Source organism: Cupriavidus sp. 05T313, assembly GCF_056396665.1.
The window spans coordinates 1-454 of sequence record NZ_JBFTLX010000627.1 but is presented as its reverse complement, the minus strand read 5'-3'; the positions used below and the strand labels follow the sequence as shown (position 1 = coordinate 454).

1 protein-coding gene is annotated in these 454 nt (G+C 64.5%); it reads left to right on the top strand.

Going from position 1 to position 454, the window contains the following annotated elements:
• Positions 1-454: NAD(+) synthase (gene nadE, locus AC1DKD_RS42080; RefSeq protein WP_477144846.1), on the top strand; the 454-nt coding region annotated here is incomplete at both ends.

Here is a 454-nt window from a genome sequence, read left to right as displayed (position 1 = left end):
GGGCATCTCCGGCGGCCTCGATTCCTCACTGGCTGGCCGGCTTGCCCAGCTGGCCGTCGAGGAGCTCGATGCCGAGGGCATGGAGGCCAACTTTGTGGCTGTGCGGCTTCCCTACGGCGTGCAGCATGACGAGGATGACGCCCAGGCGGCCCTGGACTTTATCCAGGCCAAAACGGAGTGGACGTTCAACATCTCGGCCGCCGTCGACGGCTTCGAGGACGAATTCGAAAAGACCGTGGGCAACGGGATTTCCGACTTCCACAAGGGCAACACCAAAGCGCGCACCCGCATGATCGCGCAGTACGCCCTGGCCGGGGAACACAACTACCTGGTGATCGGCACCGACCATGGCGCCGAATCCGTCACCGGCTTCTTCACCAAATACGGCGACGGCGGCGCGGATATCCTGCCGCTGTTCGGCCTGAACAAGCGCCAGAACCGGGCCCTCCTGGCC